Consider the following 16,218-nt stretch of genomic DNA (forward strand, 5'->3'; position numbering starts at 1 on the left):
CGCAAGGAAGGGCCCCGAGCCGAGAACACGCCCCAACCCTACTTCCAGGGAGCCGGAAGCCCGCGCCTCACTCCTCGGCGCCGCGCTCGGCGCCCGGGCCAGGTGATCGGAGGGTGAGGAGGGCGCGGTCGGTGACCGCGCCCTCCCTGTCGACGCCCGGTGACCTACGAGGCGCGGCTGAGGAAGGACCAGCCGATCTTCGCCGTGTCACCGAGGATTCTCAGGTCCCGCTCCAGGCTGGCGCAGTGCGCGTCCTCGATGTCGTCCTCCGACCGCCGAAGCAGGAACCCTTCACTCTGCGGTTCCAGGCCAATGCTCCTGTTCCCGAACGTGCTGTACATGCCGGGCCGGCCGATGGTCGTCGCCCAGTCCCACTCCCTGTACACGGAAGAGGGCAGGACTTCTTTCATCAGCTGCCGGTCGAAGCGCAGCAGGGGACGCGGGTTGGCCATCGACATGTGCCCGCGGAGCACGTGGTACACCTCCAGGAACTGGTCGAAGGTGCCCTTGCGCAGAACTTTCCCGCGGCGGGTCGCCCGAGGGTCGTCGGAGCCGCGGCTCGCGTCCGTCCCCCGGGTGTCCCGCATCGTCCGGACGTGGACGAGCCTGAACGGGACGCCGTCCTTGCCGATCCGCCACTGGCGGAAGAGCGGCGCACGGCCGTCCTCCAGGAACATCAGCGAAGCTCCGACGGCGGCCGTTGGCACGAACACCGGGGAGATCGCTGTGGCGATCAGCAGGTCGAGCGCCCTTTTCTCAGCGCTGAGAGTCCAGGCGGGTCCGGTCAGATTCGCTCCAGGGAGATCCGAGATCGTTTCCCGGATCGCCCCGAGCCTCTGCTGCAGTGCATGCAGCGGTTCTTGTTCTTTCATTTCGTTTGCGGGCACAGGATCAAGGTGCCCCCTCCTTCAGCCCTACTCTGTCGGCGGGACGAGGGGGAAGCCACCTATTCCGGTCCGTCACTGCATGAGTCTCCGGACGACCGCACACTGCGACGCCGACCGAAATATCGAGGCGACCGCTCAGAATGGCTTGGGCCGGAATCGCGGATCGTTCCCGAACCGGGTCTTCCTTGAAGGCCGAAGCCGCGCTGTGCCGGTTCGGGTTCCGAGCCGGTCAGGGCCGTACGGGGGCGGGTGGGATGTCGGCCAGGCATGAGGTGCCGGGGACCCGCAGGTCGCGGATGAAGCCCGTCTGGATCGCGGCCACGCAGCCGCTGGGTTCCTGTTCGGCCACGTGACCGACGTTGGGCACCTCCACCACCGCGGCGCGGCGGAACTGGCGCGCGGCCTGCCGGCCCACGGCCGTCGGGGTGTTGGCGTCCAGGTCACCGGACACGACCAGCACCGGGACGTCGGGGAACGGCCCGCCGGTCGGCTGCACAGGGCCGCGGCGGTCCGGCCAGCGGACGCATGCGTCGCCCTGGTCGTAGCTCATGCTGGTCCAGGCCGTCTTGCCGAACGGCCAGTAGGCCCGCTCGGGCAGTGCCGCGCGCCCGGCGGAGAACTGCCGGAGGCGGGCGGCGACCGGCGCCCGGCGGTTCCACAGCGTCGGGTAGTCGTTGCACATCACGGCCGCGGCCAGTTCGGGGTTGAAGGGCTGCTGCTCCTCTCGGCGGAGCGCCGACCCGCTCAGCGGTGCCACCCGCCGGGCGGCGTCGACCAGCGCCGTGGTGTCGCCGCGCAGGGCGTCGCGGACCATCGCGGGAACGTCGCCGATCCCGGCGGGGGCCGATTTGGCCGAGTCGTAGACGATCGCGGCCAGTGCGGTGTCGTCCAGCAGCCGCTGCGGGCCGTCCAGCGTGTAGGGGACCGGGCGTGCGCGCAGCCGCTGCGCGAGCCGCGCGACGTCGCGCAGGACCCGGTCGCCGTCGCAGGCGCCGGCGCTGCGCCCGCACACCAGCCGCAGCGACCGGCGGGCGGCGCTCGCGTTGGGGCGCGCCCACATGTCGAAGTCGAGCGGGTAGGCGCTGGAGAGCACCACCGAGCGCACGCGGCCCGGATGCCGCTGGGCGTAGACGGTCATCAGGTAGGTGCCGTAGGACTCTCCGAGCAGGTCCAGTCGCTCGATCCGCAGCTTGGCGCGGACGGCGTCGATGTCGTCGGCGGTCTCGGCCGAGGTGTAGCCGCGCCCGCGAGCCCCGAGGGTCCGGCCGCACTCGCCGATCGCCCGGACGAAGCCGTCACGGGTCGAGGGCAGCGAACCGAGGGCCCCGCAGGCGATCGGGTCGGAGCGATTCACCCCGCGTGGATCGACCAGGAGAAGGTCGTGGTCCTCCAGCAGGGCGCGGTACATCTGCGCGTACTGGGAGGCGGACGCGATCGCGGAGTTGCCGGGACCGCCGGGGTTGATGGTCACCGTCCCCTTGACGGGCCGGGAGGTGTCGCGGTGCCCGATCAGCGCATAGGCCACGGTGGTGCCGCCGAGTTCGGGACGCGCCCGTACCAGCGGCACCCGCACCGTCCCGCACACCGCACGTGCCACCGGCACGCACTCGGCCGGCCCGCTCCGCGGCGTCCCGGCCGCCCCTGCCTGCCCGGCGGCCATGCCGCCGGACGCGATCACGGCGGTCGCGGTCGCCAGCATGCCCGCCGTCCTGAAGATCAGTCCCATACGGGGAGCATGATCGCTCGCTGGCCGAGCGCGCATCGTCCCACAAGGGGAACCCGCCGCCGATACCCGAGAGGGACTCGGCCTCGGTGCGCACCGAGGCCGGGATGCGCGGGCGACCGCCGCGAGTCGCCCGCCCGTTTCAGCGCGAGGGGCGGGTCGCCCGCACGAAGGCGACCCGGCCGAACCTCAGGTCGGCGTGCGCGACCTCCCGGGCGTCGTCGAACCCGGCCTCGGCGAGCAGCGCGATGACGCCGTCGCCGTGGTCACGGGACGCGACCGGGCCGTGCGCTCCCTGGGAACGCTTCGGCCAGGGCAGGTGCCGGAGCGCATGGGCGAGGCCACGGCCGTGGCCGTGCTCGTGGTGGCCCTCGTCCCCGGCGTCGGAGGAGGGCCCGCCGAAGTCGGCGACGGTGACCGTTCCTCCCGGACGAAGTGCGCGCAGCGCGGCGCGCGCGAACGCGCTCCGGCCGTCGTCGTCGAGGTGGTGCAGGGCCAACGCCGAGACCACATGGTCGAGCGAGGCGTCCTCGGCGGGGAGACGGTCGGCGTACCCCTGCACGAGCGTGAGGTCGACGCCGCGGCGCCGAGCCTTGCGGGCGGCCCTGCGAAGGGCGTCCGCGTCGGGATCGAGACCGGTCACTCGCGCGGCGGGCTGGGCGGCGATCACGGCGAACGACAGGTTGCCCGTCCCGCAGCCGACGTCGACCACCGTCTGGCCCGGTCCGATGCCGGCGAGCCGGGCGGCGCGCTCGTGCAGGGCGCGGACCCCGACCACCCTGGAGAAGACGTCATAGAACGGGAGGAGCCAGGTCTTGCCCGCTCCAGGCAGGAACGGGCGGTCCCGCTCCTCCGGGGTTCGCTGGTCGAGGATGCGTACGTCCATGGGTGGGTGCCCCTTTGCGCGTCCGGTGGCGGGTCTGCCGCGAGAAGCCGGTGGCAGACTTGGGTGCCGTCACCGTCAAGTCTTGGACATTTCGCGGCCGACCAGCAGGACATACCTTTGGAGTCATGGGACATTCTTCGGTCGGCACCTCGCTGGGCCCCCCGTCGAGGCTGCGCACGACACGGTTCGACGGGACGCCCGTCTACCGCTACCAGCAGCGCCCCGGGCTGCCTCCCGTCACGGTGACCCGCTTCGACGCCGAGACCGCCCACGCCGACCTGCCGCCGGACCACCGGCACGCCCACGACTTCCTCGTCCTCGTCTACGTCGAGGAAGGCGCGGGCTCGGTCGCCATCGGAGGCGTCGAGCGACCGCTGCGCACCGGGGAGGTCCATGCCGTGTCGCCGGGGCAGGTCATCGGCGTCACGGAGGTCGCCGAACTCGCCCACAGCCGCGCGTGGTCGGTGGCGTTCACACCGGACGCCGTTCCCGCCCTGGCCTCGGTCTCCCCGCTGACCTGGACGCACCACCCCCTGCTGGCCCTCTTCGCCCCTGGCGCGGGGCACGCTCGGGTCGCCGAATCCCACCGACCAGGATGGTCGGCGCTCCTGGCGGACCTGGCCGGGGAACTCGCCGACCCGAGCCGTCTCGGGGCGCGCGAGGCCGTCTCCGCCACGCTCACCCGGCTCCTGGTCGCGGCCGCGCGGCTGGCGCCCGCCGCCCCGGGCGGCCCGGACCCCCTCGTCGAGCGGGTCTTCGCCGAGATCGAGGCGACGTTCCGCGAACCGGTCTCCGCCGCGGACGTCGCCCGCGCGCTCGGCTACACCCCCGGACACCTCACGACCGTGCTCCGCAGGCGTACCGGCCGCCCCCTCCTCGAATGGATCACCGAACGGCGCATGATCGAGGTCCGGCGGATGCTGCGCGAGACCGATCTGCCGCTCGACGCCGTGGCCGCCCGGACGGGACTGCGCGACGCCGCCTATCTCGTCCGCCGCTTCCGCAACCGCTACGGCGTCACCCCGCAGCGCTGGCGCCGCGCCGAGCGGGCCTGGCCATGACGACGCGGTGCCGTCGGCGTCCAGCCTCGTCGACGGCGCGTCAGGGCGTCGGCGCGTCCTGCCGGTGAGGGTTGCCGCTGGTAGGGTGCCCAGCGATCCGAGGGGGCGATCATGAGCTGTGCCGCGGAGCGGCGAACCGGACCGAGCGGCAACCGGCCGGCGAAGGTGAGCCTGTTCTTCGCCGGCTTCGGCGTCGCGGCACTGGCGAGCTTCGCCACGGGCATCGCCTGGATCAACCCGGCGGTGTTCGTCGGTCTGGCGATGCTGTCCGCACTGGCGGCGATCATCGCCGGGCATGTCGGCCGCTTCCGGGGCCGCCGCCTCGACGGGGACGGGCGCGGAATGGCGCTGCTGGGGATCGTCCTGGGCTGGCTGCTGATCCTCGTCTGCGTGCTGGCGGTCGTCGTGGTGCTGGGGCTCATCACCGGCCTGGCCGTGCTCTCCGATGCCGCCGGCAGTGGATGACGCCGGCTCGCCGACTCTCACGTCGCCGGTCGCCGGGCCTTGACGTCGTTCATCCGTCGTAGGGGCGTTCAAGGGTGTGGAGGGACGGGCCGTCGACGACGGTGTCGGCGTGACCGCCGGCCTTGGAGCCGACCTTGAGTTCGATGAACTCGTGGCCGCCACCAGCGTAAATGAGCGAAACCGGAAACGTGATGAAGGTGCCCTCGGTGTTCCAACTCGTCGACCGAGCGCTTCCGACGTCGAAGGTCACGAGACGCGGCCCGCTCGACAGAAACGCTTCGCAGTCGGAGTCCCGGGAGCTGTCGTCCTGCATGGCGCAGGCCTTCATCCAGTTGCGGCCCCGCACGAGATCCAGGTAGCTCACCAGGGCCGCGCGAGCTCGTGCCTCGTCTCGTTCCTTCGCGGCGTGACCCTTGGAGACGAAGGACCACACCCCGATGAGGCAGCAGATCAGGAGGACAGCGAGCCAAGCTGACCGGCGCGGGCGTGCCATGGCGGTGAGGCTACGCGATGCGTCCCCGACGAGATACGACGATCACGGATCGCCGTCGACGGCAGCGCCATGTCACGACAGCGTGCAATCGTCTCCGCTTCAACGGCCTTCGCTCGACAACGGCAATGAAAACGATTAACACTTTGAAACGATCTTCCGTATCGCTTGGGTCACGCTCCTGTGAGCGACTGGAAGATCGGGTCAGAATCCGGACGTTTTCGGTTACGTTTACGGCCATATCGGGCCCCCTCGCAAGGAGTACCCCCATGCGCACGAAGACGCGCCGTCTGGCCACCACCGTGGCCGCCTCCGCCCTGCTCGCAGGCGGTCTCGGCTACCTGGCCACCCCGGCCATGGCCTACACCGAGAAGTGCACCAGCTCGCAGGACACCACGATCGGCACTCCCGGCACCAACGTCAGCGTCCACATCAAGCTGTGCATCGTCGACAGCGGCGGCTACCACCAGGCGGTCGCCAACGGGACCTTCAGCGGTGGAGGCGGCACGACCGACAAGTTCGACAACTTCGACCTCAAGGTCCGGGTGGAGCGGTACGACTCCGTCTACGACACCTACACCTGCGACTTCACCAACATGATCAACAACAACAGCAGCAGCGCCTTCTCGTGCGGCTGGGCCGTCTCCGGATCCTCCCTGAACTACGGATGGAGCGCCGACGGGGCGGTGAACTACGACATCAACCTCGACGGCCTGGGCGGCAAGACCTGGAACCTGACGGGCACCCCGACCATCTACTGAGCGGAAAACACGCGAGGCGTCCCTCCACCCGGATGGACGCCTCCCCGCACGCCGGGGGCCTGGAGCCGCCCCCGAAGCGACGGGCGCCGCCAGCCCAACCCTCGACGGTACGGTCAAGCGATCAGTGGCCGTATCGGAGGGCATCATGGCGGGTCCTGCACCTGGGCAGATCGAGCACTATGTGCAGATGTTCAAGCGATTGAGCGACCTCTCGGAGTACTTTTCCATCGAGGAGAACCTGTCGTGGACGGTGGTGCGCCCTCACAAGGCGCAGCTGACCGTGGAAGAAGTAGTACGCCGATTGCACGGCGAACCGGACGCCATCACGACGGACCGGCCCGCCGATTGCGTCTCCAACCTCGAATACGACGACCTGGCTGACACGGTTTTCCTTGAGCAGCGCGGCGACGCGGTCATCATCGTGGGATTCGGCACCGACACCGCCGAGGAAGAGACGCTGCGGCGGCTCAGCCAGAACGCCACCGTTCACACGGTGTTCTGGGCTATCAACAACTTCAACAGGCTCTCCTACATCGTCGACGGCGCGGTGGTCACCGAACTGGACACCCTGTGCCCCCTGGACCGGTGGGGTACCGACCCGGAGGCACTGACCGACCACCTCGACGCGTTGCTCGACCTCCACGAGCGTTCCGACCCGGGCCCGGACTGGGAGACCGCGATGGCCACGCTTGAGTCGTTGACCGGGCAGCGCCTCGACGCCGACTGGTTCACCCGTCCACAACTGCTCGCAAAAGTGAACCGCCGTTAGCCGCACCCCCTGCTGTCATGACCGCATTCCTCAAGTGAGAGGCCGACGGCGGCATGCCGCCGCCAAGTTCGGAGTTTCGGCAATGCTTTTCGACGTCGCCCGCAGCGAACACGTCACCTTCTTCGGCGAGGAACGGCTCGCGACCCTGCCCGCCACCGCTTTCCCGCCCTCCGCCGCGGGAACTGAGGGCGCCCGTCTCCTGCAGACCGTCGGCGTACCGACCGGGACGTTCTGGTTGCGTGAACCCGACGAGGAATCCGGTCGGCTGGCCCTCGTCCATGAGGTCGTCAACACCGAGGGCTTCGAGGACGCGGGCGAATGGCCCGTCATCGGCTGGCTCCTCAACGCCCATCTCGCCCTCGACCCCGGTTCCGGCAAGGTGCACGCCTTCGATCCCGACGAGGAGACCGCGCAAGAACTCCACACGGACGTCTCCTCTCTCGTCCAGGTCACCTTCCGTTTCCAACGCCTGCTCGACGAGTTCACCTTCAGCGGCGACGAGGAAGCCGAGTTCGAGCGCCTGGAGCGCGAGGTCGCGCGTATCTGTCAGGAGACGAGCAGCATCGACCCGCTCCCCTTCCAGGACGACGAGACCGTCTGGTCGGTGGTGGGCGACGAAATCGCCGCGGGCCAGCGCTTCAAAGGCGACAGCCCGGGAGCCCGCTCGCATCGCTGATTGGGGCCGTCGAGTCGATTTTCGGGGCCCTAAGGCCCTAGGGACCGGGCATGGCGCTCCGTAGCGTTCCTGCTGATCAGTCGGGGGACCGATTAAGCAAGGAGCAGCATCCATGCGCCAGACCGCAATACTGATCGGCCTTTCCGCCGCCGTTGTGACGGCAGGAGGGCTGGTATCGGCGACGACGCTGGGCCCCACGCCTCTGAAGGCGACGTCGATAGGCGCCCAGGAGGCCGAGGAGATCGTCGTCCATGTGACTCCGGGAGGGAAGGCGGGAACGTCCGCCAAGCGGGGGAACACCGCCTCGTCCATGGCCGAGGCGGAGAAGATCCTGGAGGACAAGGGGGCGTCCAAGGCCACGGTGCTCGTCAAGGGCGGCACCTACAAGGACGAGGAATTCGAGTGGGACTACGCCCCGGCGGGCGGGGAGTTCACCGTCCGGCCCGAGTCGGGGACGGGGCGCGTGGTCTTCGACGGCGGCGGCCGCGACGGATACTGGGCCACCGTGCGCCCCGGCGCAGCGAAGATCCACTTCAGCGGCATGACCATCCAGAACTACACCGCGGGCGGCATCCTGTTCAGGGGCGACAAGGCCACCCGCAAGAAGATCAGCGGCGGTTCCGTCCGGGACATGACCTTCCGCAGGATCGGGACCAAATACGGTTCCGGCACGGAGGGGTACGGCGCCGTCCACATGTACTACTCGTGGAACATGAAAATCGAGAGGAACAACTTCTGGAACCTGGAGAACGACACGGTGCTCAGCCGCATCCACGGCGTCTACTTCTCCAACGGCTCTGGAAAGAACTCCGTGTCGGGCAACGCCTTCTACAAGGTCAGCGGTGACCCGGTGCGGGCGAGCGACGGTGCGAGCGGAAACCGGGTGACCGGCAACAAGTTCCAGACGACCGGCTGGTACGGCCTCTTCTCCTACTTCAAGTTCGACCGCGACCCGGTGTGCGGGAAGAACAACTACTTCGCCGGCAACACATACGGGAAGGTGTACCCCCGCCCCGGCCGCAAGAAGAGCTTCAAGAACCAGCCCGTCGATTGGGACAAGCGAGGAAAGCGCGGCGCCTGCAAGCCGGACCCGATCAAGGTCGGTCCGGGCAACCGGTACCGCCCCAACCTGCGCATCAGCATGGTAGGCACCGCCGGATGACCCTCACGGCCGACCACGTCTAGACGCACAATGCCCGTGTGACCCGTCCCAGAATCCGCGTGGCCGCTTACGTGATCAGACATCGCGACGCACCCGAACTCCTCGTCTTCGACCACGTCGGCATGCCCCAAGCCGGCACCCAGATCCCCGCCGGCGGCGTCCACCCCGGCGAGGATCTGGAACAAGCCGTCCTGCGCGAGGTCTTCGAAGAGACCGGCATGCGCACCGTCACGGTCGTCAACCAAATCGCCGTGGAAAACAAACCCCACCCCGACACCAACCAGCCGCGCAGGACCACGTACTTTCACCTTCAAGCGCCCGCAACCACCGCAGACGCATGGAACCACACGGTAAGCAGCGATGGAGACGACGCCGACCTGACCTTCGCCTGCCGTTTCCACCCGCTACCGCTGACCCAGCCCCTGGCAGATAACCAAGACACCTGGCTGAACAGCATCAACCCCCAATGGGCCACCACGACCAACAACCGCCACTAAACCGCCGTACCAGGGGTGGTGCCCACCGGCAGTCAGCGAACATCGGTTAAGGACAAGCGCACGGCGCCGTCCTCTGTCCAAGGAACGAGTCGAGGGCGTTGACGTTAGTGGAGTGCGGGATCCAGTTCGTCCCGGCAGAGCTCCAGGAGTCCGAGACGGGCAGGCAGGGGCGTCGGTTGGCAGGACAGGCCCCTCGGAATCGGAGGCGGACCAGCGGCCGGCCCGGCCGCTGGTCACGCTCGTGTTCAGTGCAGGCGGGCCTTGCGCAGCAGGCCGACGAGGCCGTGCGTCTCGTCGTTCGGGCCGGCCGAGAACCAGACGGCGTCGGTGCCACCGGTCGTCGGCGTCCCGCGCAGGAGCGACCACAGGCCGTCGATCTCGATCGGGCGGCCGTCTGGCCGGCGCAGCGCGCCCCGCCAACGGCCATGCCGGGTGAAGGCGTTGATCCGGCCGTCGCCGAAGTTGCCGACGAGGACGTCTCCGGCGAAGTCACCGAACGATCGGGGCGCGATCACCAGCCCCCACGGCGCGTTCAGCGGACCGCGGGAGGCGAAGCGGTGATGGAAGCGACCGAACCGCCGGTACTCCACGACGAAGCCGAGCCCGGGGCCGGGGACGTCGTCCTCGGCGTCCGCATCCTGCTTGGCGTAGGTGACGAACACGGAGCGGCCGAGGACGGCGACGTTGAACGGCGCGAAGCCTCGTGGGATCGACGGGTCATTGAAGCGCTTGCCGGGCAGCCTGAGCCGCCGGAACCTACCGTCGAAGACGTCGATGCGTCCGTTGTGGAAGTCGGTCGCCAGCAGGAACGCCCCATGGCGGGTGTGCAGCAGCGCCAGTCCCTTGTAGATAGCGCCTCGCGCGCCCGCCACGCGGACTGCGGTGGTCCCCGTGTTGCGGTTCCATGCGGTGATCGCGCCGCTCTCGCTGCTGAAGATGAAGGTGGCCGGCGCGCCCTTCACCGCGAACTCGGCGGTGTTGTTGAACACCTCTCCGGTGGGCGCGCCGCCCTCGACGGTGACTTCCAGCGCCTGCTTCCTCACGCCTTTCGCGCCGCCCGCGTACACGGTGGCGACGCCGGTGCCGTTGTTGGCGGCCCACAGCGGCCCGGTCGGGCTGAGCGCCAGGCCCCATGGGTTGACGAGCTTGGGGTCCTGAAGAGGCGCCCGGCCCGGGATGTCGGAGACCAGGTCGGTCTCGGTGAACCGGGTGTGCCGGCCCAATCCGTCGGCGCGGTCCGGGGATTCGGCGGACGCGGGACGGGTCGGGGCCATTCCTGCCAGCAGGGCCAGGGCGGCCATGAGCATACCTAGAGTTCTTCGCATTCAGATCTCCCTGAATCGATCAGCGGGTCCGGTCGGACCGCGGCGATAATTACCCCGGGCAGGTTCGGCGAATCCGGCCGCCGCACCACGCGACGGAATCCTGACCAACAACGATGGCCGCTTTACGTTTCGGGGCGATCAGTGCACCGCCCCGTAAACCCGAGCCCGAGGAAGCAACCTCATGAGCTGGAAACCACCAACTCGGCCCGCCCGGACACCCAACTCGCGGCCTGAGCTGCAGGAAGGCAGGACGAGGGGCCATCCACGGTCAGAGCACCAGAAGCCCCGCGGCAACGATCGCCCCGCTTTCGCGCACCCAACCACGCAAGGCGATCGTCTCGGACCTCAGCCACGGGATCGCGCGCGAGTCAGGAGATTGACGCCCTCACACCAAGCCTCGGTAGCGGCGTCAGATGCCTACGACTTTGCAGTAATCACTCTTACTAGATTGGTCGGCCGCTGGAGACCACGATCTGCTCCGCCCTATTTCTCGCGGGGGAAATTTCGCGAGTTAGATCAACACCATATATTCAAGGGACCTGGCCTCGTTCAGCTAAAAGTCGGCGTGGCGTCAGGGTGTCCTTGTCCAGGAAGGTCAGCCCGAAATGTCACCGAGAAGGCGCGCGAACCCGGCCTCGCCCGGTCCGGCGTACCCGCCGACCAGAACGAGTGGCGGCGCGGCTGGCCTGCGCCGGTTGCTGTCAAAATGAGACGCCCCGGGCCGCATGGCTCCGGGGCGTTTTCGCTGGTCTTTGAGGTGGGCAGGGGCGGGGTCGAACCGCCGACCTTCCGCTTTTCAGGCGGACGCTCGTACCGACTGAGCTACCTGCCCAGGACGCGTGTTGCGTGCGTCTGGCGGTCCTGACGGGATTTGAACCCGCGGCCTCCACCTTGACAGGGTGGCGAGCACTCCTAACTGCTCCACAGGACCTTGCGTCTCCGAGCCTATCGGCTCTGGAGGGGTGTCTTGGCCGGTGTTCCCGGCGCTTGGCGACGTCCGAGAGCATACGCGATGGCCGAGGGGGTCGCCAACTCGGTTACACCGGGCGGGTGGGGGGACGATCCGGGCGGGGAGAAACCGGGCGGACAAGAGTGTTTCGTGTTTGTGCTTGGGGCTCCTACTCTGTCCGAGTTGCGCAACGGTGCGTGATCGGAGGGTGGCGCTGTTCCCCCCTTGCGGGGGCGGCTGTAGAGAGGAGGCCGCGTGGTCGCGAAGCTCCCAGACCAGAGCGCGGAGGACTACCAACGCGGGCTTGGGACCCGCCAGATCCAGATGCTGGCCATCGGCGGGACGATCGGCACCGGGCTGTTCCTGGGCGCCGGGGAGAACATCGCCAAGGCCGGGCCCAGCCTGATCCTGACGTACGCGGTGGCGGGGCTGGCGCTGTTCTTCGTCATGCGGGCGCTCGGCGAGCTGCTGACGTACCGGCGGGCGGAGGGCGGGTTCGCCGGGTATGCCCGGGAGTTCCTCGGGCCGTTCTGGGGTTACGCCACGACCTGGACGTACTGGATCATCTGGGTGACGACCGGGATGGCGGAGCTGACCGCGGCCGGCAAGTACATCCAGAAGTGGTGGCCGGGCGTCGAGCAGTGGCAGACGGCGCTGGTGGCGCTGGTGGTGCTGTTCACGGTGAACCTGATCTCGGTGAAGCTCTTCGGCGAGCTGGAGTTCTGGTTCGCGATGATCAAGGTCGCGGCGATCGTGATGATGATCCTGGTCGGGCTCGGGGTGCTGGTGTTCGGGTTCAGTGACGCCGGGGACACCGCGCGGGTCGGGAACCTGTGGGACCACGGGGGCGTGTTCCCTGAGGGGGCCGGGGCAACGATCATGACGCTGCAGATGGTGATGTTCGCCTACCTGGGCGTCGAGCTGGTGGGCGTGACGGCGAGCGAGGCCAAGGACCCGGAGAAGAACATCCCGCGGGCGATCAACGCGCTGCCGGTGCGGTTCGCGCTGTTCTACCTGGGGTCGCTGCTGGTGATCCTCGCGGTGGTGCCGTGGACGGCGTTCAAGGGCGGGGCGAGCCCGTTCGTGCTGGCGTTCGACCGGATCGGCATTCCGGGCGGGGCGGACATCGTCAACTTCGTGGTGCTGACCGCGGCGCTGTCGTCGTGCAACGCGGGCGGGCTCTACTCGACGTCCCGGATGCTGCGGACGGCCGGTGTGAACGGGGACGGGCCGAAGGTGCTCGGACGGCTCAACGGGCGCGGTGTGCCCGTGCTGACCGTCGTCATCTCCGCGCTGGTCATGGGGATCGGCGTGGTGGTCAACGCGGTCGTGCCGGAGAAGGCGTTCGAGTACATCACTTCGGTCTCCACCGGTGGGGCCCTGCTGGTGTGGACGGTCATCCTGCTCGCGCACATGGCCTACCGGCGGCGGTCGGCGGCCGGGGAGCTGCCCAAGTCGCCGTACCGGATGCCGTGGGCGCCGTACACGAACTGGGCCGTGCTGGCGTTCTTCGCCTTCGTCACCGTGACGATCGCGTGGGAGGCCGACACGCGGATCGCGCTGTACGTGATGGCCGCCTGGGCGGCGCTGGTCGTGATCGGCTGGCCGTTCGTCCGGCGCGGCTCGCAGGAGGCGCGGGTCCCCGTCCCGCTCGCGGAGGAGAGCACGAGCGCCTGATAAGGGCATCCCACGGCGGGGAGGCGCCCGCCGTGGGATGATCCCTTATGGCGGTTCCTTCCTCCGGAGGCGCGCGTGACCAGCATGCTTGAGATCCGGGTGCGGTGGGTCCTGCTGGTCGTGGTGGGCGTGGCGAACGTCATCGGTTCGCTGGTGGTGCTGCTGTTCGCGACGTTCGTGGTGCCCGATCCTCCGTTGGACGACCGCGACTACGTGCATCTGGTCAACGCGGTGGCGTTCTTCAGCTATCCGGTGGTCGCGGCGCCGGCGGCGCTCCTGTGCGGTCTGTGGCTGTGGCGGCCCGTGGTCACGTTCGTCCGGGACGGGGGAGAGCCCGACCGGCGGCAGCGCCGGGCCGTGCTGCTCGGGCCGCTGCGGCTGACGCTGCTCGTCGGGGCGCTGTGGGCGGTCGGCGCGCTCGGCTGGGCGGCGCTCGACCTGATGCTGTTCACCGGACGGCTGGCGGTGAAGACGGGGCTGACGTGCCTGCTCGGCGCGGGCACGACCTGCACGATCGTCTACCTGCTGTCGGAGCGGCTGCTGCGTCCGGCGGCGGCGCTGGTGCTGGGAGCGGAACGTCCGAAGAGGCTCCGGCTGCCCGGGGTGACGACGCGGGTGATGCTCGCGTGGGCGCTCGGGACGGCGATCCCGGTGTTCGGGCTGATCTGCGTCGCGATCGCCGCGCTGGCCTCGCCGGACATCAACGTCACCCAGCTCGCGATCACGATCCTCGGCCTCGGCGGCGCCGCGCTGCTCGCGGGGGTTTGCGTGATCTACATGGCGACGCGGGCGATCGCCGACCCGATCAAGGCGGTGCGCAGCGGGATGGCGCAGGTCGAGCGGGGGGACCTCGGCGCCGAGGTGGACGTGTACGACGCGAGCGAGGTCGGGCAGCTGCAGGCCGGTTTCAACCACATGGTCGCGGGGCTGCGCGAGATCGAGTGGCTGCGCGACCTGTTCGGGCGGCATGTCGGCGAGGAGGTCGCCGACCTGGCGCTGGAGCGCGGCGTCGTCACGCTCGGCGGCGAGACGCGCGAGGTGGCCGTGCTGTTCGTGGACCTGACCGGGTCGACCCGGCTGGCCGACACGCGCAGCCCGGACGAGGTGGTGGGGCTGCTCAACCGGTTCTTCGGCGTGGTGGTGTCGGCGGTGGCGAAGCACGGCGGCTGGATCAACAAGTTCGAGGGGGACGCGGCGCTGGCGATCTTCGGGGCGCCGACGCAGGTGGAGGACTCGGCCGGCGGGGCGCTCGGCGCGGCCCGGGAGCTGGCGGTGCGGCTGCGCGCCGAGGTGCCGATGCTGGACGCGGGGATCGGCGTGTCCGCGGGCCCGGTCGTCGCGGGGTACATCGGGGCGGAGGAGCGGTTCGAGTACACGGTGATCGGCGATCCGGTGAACGAGGCGGCCCGGCTCAGCGACCTCGCGAAGGACGAGGAGGGGCGGGTGCTCGCCTCGGCGACCGTGCTGGAGCTCGCGCACCTCGCCGAGTCCGACGAGTGGGACCTCGGGCGGTCGGTGACGCTGCGGGGGCGGAGCCGTCCGACGCGGCTGGGCACGCCCCGGCGCCCCGCGCGTCCCCTCGTCCCCGCGCCGCGGCGGCCCGGGCCGGAGACGGGACGGGCGAGGTTCCCGCGCCCGCTCAGGCGCAGCAGGAGGCTGCTGTTCGGGGCGCTGGTGCTGGCGAAGGCGGCCAAGAGCGCGCGGGCCGCGGGGCCGGGCGGCGCGGAGGAGCCCGGAGGGGATTCCGGCGGTCCGGCCGTGTCTGACTCGTCCTGACGGGACCCGCTGCGTATCGTCACCTTCGGTACACAGTCTGCTACCGATCCGTAACTCCGGCGTCACCGGACGGTCCGAGGGTTGGGGCGGACAGCCCCGGCTCCCGAGAGGTGACTGATGCACCGGCGGAATCGTCTCGCGCTCATCGCCGTCCTGGCCACCGCGGCCGTCGCCGTCCCGGCGGCGCCCGCCGGCGCCCGGCCAGGCCCCGACCCGCTCCTGTCCGTGCTGCCGGGCGCCCCGGAACCGCGGCCGCGCACCGCCCCGGTCCGGGCTCCGGATCCGGACTCCGGCGTCCTGGACGTCGCGCACCGCGGCGCGTCCGCGTACGCGCCGGAGAACACGCTGGCGGCGTTCCGGCTCGCCCGGGCGAGGAAGGCGGACATGTTCGAGCTGGACGTCCAGGAGACGAAGGACCACCAGCTCGTGATCATGCACGACACGACCCTCGCCCGGACGACGAACGCCGAGGAGGTCTACCCGGGCCGCGGGCCGTGGAAGGTCGCCGACTTCACCCTCGCCGAGATCGGGAGGCTGGACGCCGGCGGCTGGTTCGCGAGGAGGTACGCGGGCGAGCGCGTCCCGACGCTCGGCCAGGTGCTGGCCGCGATGCGCGGGCAGGGCCTCGGCCTGCTGCTGGAGATCAAGAGCCCGGAGCTCTACCCGGGCGTCGAGCGGCGCATCGCGGCGGAGCTGAAGCGGTCCCCGTCCTGGCTGCGGTACGACCCGCGGGGGCGGCGCCTCGTCGTCCAGTCGTTCGACTGGGCTTCGGTGCGCCGGTTCCACTCCGTCCTGCCGAAGGTGCCGACCGGCCTGCTGGGCACTCCGAAGGCAGCGGACCTGCCGAAGCTCGCGAAGTACGCGGACCAGGTCAATCCGCCCTTCGGCGGCCTGACCGGGTCCTACGTCGACGCGGTGCACGACGCCGGGATGGACGTGCTCACCTGGACGGTCGACGACCCCGGCGCCATGGAGCGGGCGATCGACCTCGACGTGGACGGGATCATCACCAACCGGCCGGACGTCCTGCGCGGCGTGGTGAACGACTCCGGCGAGCGGGCGGCCTGATCAGGCGGGCCACCGGCGCGCGCGGGCGATCAGCGCCCGCGCCGCC

At 69.9% G+C, this 16,218-nt stretch carries 15 protein-coding genes and 2 tRNA genes; 10 read left to right on the forward strand and 7 right to left on the reverse strand.

The window, feature by feature from the left end; translation table 11 throughout:
- Positions 1–164 precede the first annotated feature (164 nt).
- The 3 genes from ABWI04_RS30095 to ABWI04_RS30105 all read right to left on the reverse strand — a co-directional run bounded on the left by ABWI04_RS30095 (position 165) and on the right by ABWI04_RS30105 (position 3,496).
- On the reverse strand, positions 165–872 hold the full coding sequence (locus ABWI04_RS30095; RefSeq protein ID WP_345178178.1) for a sugar transferase: 708 nt from the start codon (positions 870–872) through the stop codon (positions 165–167).
- Positions 873–1,116: 244 nt separating this feature from the next.
- On the reverse strand, positions 1,117–2,613 hold the full coding sequence (locus tag ABWI04_RS30100) for an alpha/beta fold hydrolase (RefSeq protein ID WP_353834554.1): 1,497 nt from the start codon (positions 2,611–2,613) through the stop codon (positions 1,117–1,119).
- A 139-nt stretch (positions 2,614–2,752) separates the two neighbouring features.
- A complete protein-coding gene (locus ABWI04_RS30105) occupies positions 2,753–3,496 on the reverse strand; it encodes a class I SAM-dependent methyltransferase (protein WP_353834555.1) in 744 nt (247 codons plus the stop codon).
- A gap of 125 nt (positions 3,497–3,621) precedes the next feature.
- On the opposite strand from ABWI04_RS30105, the gene ABWI04_RS30110 reads away from it, so the two are divergent.
- The gene (locus ABWI04_RS30110) at positions 3,622–4,557 is read left to right on the forward strand and encodes a helix-turn-helix domain-containing protein (protein WP_345178024.1); all 936 of its coding nucleotides are present in this window, start codon (positions 3,622–3,624) and stop codon (positions 4,555–4,557) included.
- Positions 4,558–4,668: 111 nt separating this feature from the next.
- Positions 4,669–5,022 (forward strand): DUF4190 domain-containing protein, encoded by a 354-nt coding sequence (locus ABWI04_RS30115; RefSeq protein ID WP_345178026.1) that lies wholly within the window; start codon positions 4,669–4,671, stop codon positions 5,020–5,022.
- A 49-nt stretch (positions 5,023–5,071) separates the two neighbouring features.
- On the opposite strand, the gene ABWI04_RS30120 is transcribed toward ABWI04_RS30115, so the two are convergent.
- Positions 5,072–5,515 carry a hypothetical protein gene (locus tag ABWI04_RS30120; protein ID WP_353834556.1) on the reverse strand — a complete coding sequence of 148 codons (444 nt, stop codon included), beginning with the start codon at positions 5,513–5,515 and terminating at the stop codon, positions 5,072–5,074.
- Positions 5,516–5,781: 266 nt separating this feature from the next.
- Between ABWI04_RS30120 and ABWI04_RS30125 the strand changes: the two genes are divergently transcribed.
- The 5 genes from ABWI04_RS30125 (at position 5,782) to ABWI04_RS30145 (ending at position 9,377) form a co-directional block, all read left to right on the forward strand.
- Complete coding sequence (locus tag ABWI04_RS30125) at positions 5,782–6,273, forward strand: hypothetical protein (protein ID WP_353834557.1); 492 nt, start codon at positions 5,782–5,784, stop codon at positions 6,271–6,273.
- A gap of 124 nt (positions 6,274–6,397) precedes the next feature.
- Entirely contained in the window at positions 6,398–7,042 is a 645-nt protein-coding gene (locus ABWI04_RS30130) for a DUF6461 domain-containing protein (RefSeq protein WP_353834558.1), read from the forward strand.
- A gap of 82 nt (positions 7,043–7,124) precedes the next feature.
- Complete coding sequence (locus ABWI04_RS30135) at positions 7,125–7,718, forward strand: SUKH-4 family immunity protein (RefSeq protein WP_353834559.1); 594 nt, start codon at positions 7,125–7,127, stop codon at positions 7,716–7,718.
- A gap of 112 nt (positions 7,719–7,830) precedes the next feature.
- The gene (locus ABWI04_RS30140; protein WP_353834560.1) at positions 7,831–8,880 is read left to right on the forward strand and encodes a right-handed parallel beta-helix repeat-containing protein; all 1,050 of its coding nucleotides are present in this window, start codon (positions 7,831–7,833) and stop codon (positions 8,878–8,880) included.
- A 59-nt stretch (positions 8,881–8,939) separates the two neighbouring features.
- Positions 8,940–9,377 carry an NUDIX hydrolase gene (locus tag ABWI04_RS30145; RefSeq protein ID WP_353834561.1) on the forward strand — a complete coding sequence of 146 codons (438 nt, stop codon included), beginning with the start codon at positions 8,940–8,942 and terminating at the stop codon, positions 9,375–9,377.
- Between the two features lie 245 nt (positions 9,378–9,622).
- Here ABWI04_RS30145 and ABWI04_RS30150 read toward each other — a convergent pair whose 3' ends face one another.
- The 3 genes from ABWI04_RS30150 to ABWI04_RS30160 all read right to left on the reverse strand — a co-directional run bounded on the left by ABWI04_RS30150 (position 9,623) and on the right by ABWI04_RS30160 (position 11,633).
- Positions 9,623–10,678, reverse strand: coding sequence for a TIGR03118 family protein (locus tag ABWI04_RS30150; RefSeq protein WP_353834562.1), 1,056 nt, complete (start codon positions 10,676–10,678; stop codon positions 9,623–9,625).
- A gap of 782 nt (positions 10,679–11,460) precedes the next feature.
- Positions 11,461–11,534: transfer RNA gene (locus tag ABWI04_RS30155), tRNA-Phe, on the reverse strand.
- Between the two features lie 21 nt (positions 11,535–11,555).
- Positions 11,556–11,633, reverse strand: a tRNA-Asp gene (locus ABWI04_RS30160).
- A 273-nt stretch (positions 11,634–11,906) separates the two neighbouring features.
- Between ABWI04_RS30160 and ABWI04_RS30165 the strand changes: the two genes are divergently transcribed.
- From ABWI04_RS30165 to ABWI04_RS30175, 3 genes are all read left to right on the forward strand, one after another.
- On the forward strand, positions 11,907–13,328 hold the full coding sequence (locus ABWI04_RS30165) for an amino acid permease (protein WP_353834563.1): 1,422 nt from the start codon (positions 11,907–11,909) through the stop codon (positions 13,326–13,328).
- 84 nt (positions 13,329–13,412) lie between these two features.
- Positions 13,413–15,104 carry an adenylate/guanylate cyclase domain-containing protein gene (locus ABWI04_RS30170; protein ID WP_345178180.1) on the forward strand — a complete coding sequence of 564 codons (1,692 nt, stop codon included), beginning with the start codon at positions 13,413–13,415 and terminating at the stop codon, positions 15,102–15,104.
- Between the two features lie 117 nt (positions 15,105–15,221).
- Entirely contained in the window at positions 15,222–16,172 is a 951-nt protein-coding gene (locus ABWI04_RS30175) for a glycerophosphodiester phosphodiesterase (protein ID WP_353834564.1), read from the forward strand.
- Positions 16,173–16,218: the final 46 nt, after the last annotated feature.

It is taken from the genome of Actinomadura sp. NPDC000929 (genome assembly GCF_040492065.1).
Classification (GTDB): domain Bacteria; phylum Actinomycetota; class Actinomycetes; order Streptosporangiales; family Streptosporangiaceae; genus Spirillospora; species Spirillospora verrucosospora.